The sequence below is a fragment of the Candidatus Electrothrix sp. genome, assembly GCF_052785085.1.
The window spans coordinates 1-2,393 of the sequence record NZ_JALAAI010000220.1 but is presented as its reverse complement, the minus strand read 5'-3'; the positions used below and the strand labels follow the sequence as shown (position 1 = coordinate 2,393).

General features: G+C 44.1%; 2 protein-coding genes and 1 pseudogene. 2 read left to right on the top strand and 1 reads right to left on the bottom strand.

Annotated features, from left to right (window positions below):
• Nucleotides 1–131 precede the first annotated feature (131 nt).
• Together L2082_RS19100 and L2082_RS19095 are read left to right on the top strand one after the other, a co-directional pair.
• Nucleotides 132–524, top strand: coding sequence for a glycosyltransferase family 9 protein (locus L2082_RS19100; protein ID WP_446012188.1), 393 nt, complete (start codon nucleotides 132–134; stop codon nucleotides 522–524).
• A 21-nt stretch (nucleotides 525–545) separates the two neighbouring features.
• A complete protein-coding gene (locus L2082_RS19095; RefSeq protein ID WP_446012187.1) occupies nucleotides 546–1,613 on the top strand; it encodes a hypothetical protein in 1,068 nt (355 codons plus the stop codon).
• Nucleotides 1,614–1,744: 131 nt separating this feature from the next.
• Here the strand turns inward: L2082_RS19095 and L2082_RS19090 are convergent.
• Nucleotides 1,745–1,960 (bottom strand): annotated as a pseudogene (locus L2082_RS19090) (BrnT family toxin); the annotation flags it as partial.
• Nucleotides 1,961–2,393: the final 433 nt, after the last annotated feature.

Sequence of the window (2,393 nt, the reverse complement as noted above, 5' to 3'; positions counted from 1 at the left end):
TCCCTTGGTTACCAATGACAAATCGTTTTTTATTACATTAATACCAGAAAAATCTCAAATGTCCATTTTTTTCTGGTGTAAAATTAAAAGATTAACCAGCTAGCAGAAAAAGGCTGTCAGGGGCCTGTATAATGAGTGCAGCAGAACAGGAAACCTGGCAACCTGTTATTGCGGATCGTTTTCCTCTCCACGGCTTTGCAGATGTGGGGCAATGCGCTGCCTTTCTCTATGAATCTGGTTTTTTTATTGGCAATGACTCCGGTGGCGGCCATCTGGCTTCCTGTCTGGATGTGCCGGTATTGAGTATCCATGGACGAAAGGGCAAGGCCCGGATTTGGCAACCAGGCTGGGGCCAGGTTGAGGTTGTGACTCCGTTAATTAACGTCATAGGCGGCTCGTTGCGGCAACATTTGTGGAAATATTTTCTTTCGGTTGGGACTGTGGAACGCGCTTTTGCACGGTTACGAAACAGGGTTAGTAGGGGCACGGTGCGCCGTGCCCTTACAGATCGCGAAATACTATAAAAAAATCAGGAGGACAGCACCATGACAACATGTCCCAGATGCAAACACCAAACAGAGGAGAAAGTATGCCCTTCCTGTGATCTTGTCTTTGCAGAATATGAACAGGAAAAGATGCGTAAAACCGGTGAAGTCTACCAGCTGATCAGTGCTGGCGAGTTGCTGAACGCCAAAAAACTGGCAGAAAAGCTTTCTCTGGAATTTCCGGATAGCAGGACCGATTTCATCCTGTTAATCTCTAATATTAACCGTGATATCAATATTGCAAAAAAGTACCATCAAGCCCAGGAGCTTTTTGAACAGGGAGATCATGAGCAGGCAGCGTTATTATTAAGAAATATCAAGGCATTTGATCCAGGTCTGGAGGAAAAGGTCATAGCCTTACGCCGGAAGGCCAAAGAACAGGATAAATATTTAGAACAAACGTGTGCTCTTCCGATCTTTTTTGAAAAAGAGTGGTACGGGGAAGCCTGGACAGCCTTTTTAAAGCTCCAGAAACATCATCAAGATGATGAAAAGGTCACAGGCTACCTTGATAAACTGAGGAAAATCCGTCAGAGGCTCATTGATGAGGTTGTTGAACTTCTTGGAGAAAACGACTTTCAGCAGGCCCAGGAAAAATTTAATACCATATTAGCTGTCTTTCCAGATGCTGAAGAAGAATTTGGAGCAATAGCCAATATCCTAAAACAGAAAAAAGAGATCAACAGTTCCATCCTTGAGGCTGCCGAAGTTGCACGAAAAAAAGGACGACTTTTAGAGGCCAAGGTATTGTATACCTTTCTTTACCTGCAGAACCACGAACTTCACCCTCAATTACGTCCTTATATCAGAGAAATAGGGGACAAAGCCTTGGTCAGCCTTGCGGAGTGTGCGCAGTATAATCTTCTTGACCTCAACGAAACAGGCCTTGAGGTCAAAGAGGATGGTCTCTTAGAGCGGGTGATCACAGAGCGGCAAATCACAGATAAACGATATACCGGTGAAAGATACGTCCCGATGAGCCCGGTGGATATCTGTACAGAGCCGCTGGCCGATCCCCTTTGTGAACTGGTCAATCTTGAGGGTTTAGAGATTGCCGATTTTTCTTGAGGGAATTCATAATAAACTCTCCTGATCCCCCTACAGTTCGCCATGAGTTTTCGGCTAGGACAGGTCACTGTTTCAGCCATGGCTTCCAAGGCCGTCCAATCGGTTTCAGATGATTTTGTTGTAATATCGTTTCGCTCATTTCTGTTCGCTTTTCTCGCTGAAATTATACGAATTGTATTGTTTCTACGTTCAGTGGATATCACAACCGCTATTACACTCCGTAATACACCAATCCCAATCCAACGCTTCTCGTTATAATTTTGACTGTCGTCATAATCAATCACGACTTCTTTCTCGAATATTTCAGGAACATCCACAAAGGAAATCTTATGCTTGCGAATATTGATGGTGCCCCTTTGGAGTGCTGTTCAAGCTAACAGTCAATCGTAGTGCAATGAAACTGCTCATTTTTTGACGCGGAAGGGCACCTGTGCAACTTGCTGTTATTACCTTCTTTATCTGCAACAACACTCAACAGGGCGACCATCGAATTTTGATAGCATCTCATACTCTTCTGGTATACATACTTGGGGAGTAGCCACATCAGATAACCCTTCTGATCCAAAGGTAACTTTTGATCCTTGGAAAGGAAAAATAGATCCAGATTTCAATTACAAGTAACCATTGATTATTATCGGAGACATTATGTTAAACAGGCCCCTGACAGCCTTTCTGTAAAATGGACATAAGGCGCAATAACCCGACAGCCCTCAGGTTGGAGGCTCTCTCAGGCTCACGTTAATCAGCTTACCGTTACGTTGTATACCCAGAGCTGTTAAC

What these genes read in the sequence shown, in the direction of transcription:
- L2082_RS19100 (WP_446012188.1), top strand. Translation starts at nt 132, where the DNA reads ATGAGTGCAGCAGAACAGGAAACCTGGCAACCTGTTATTGCGGATCGT.
- L2082_RS19095 (WP_446012187.1), top strand. Translation starts at nt 546, where the DNA reads ATGACAACATGTCCCAGATGCAAACACCAAACAGAGGAGAAAGTATGC.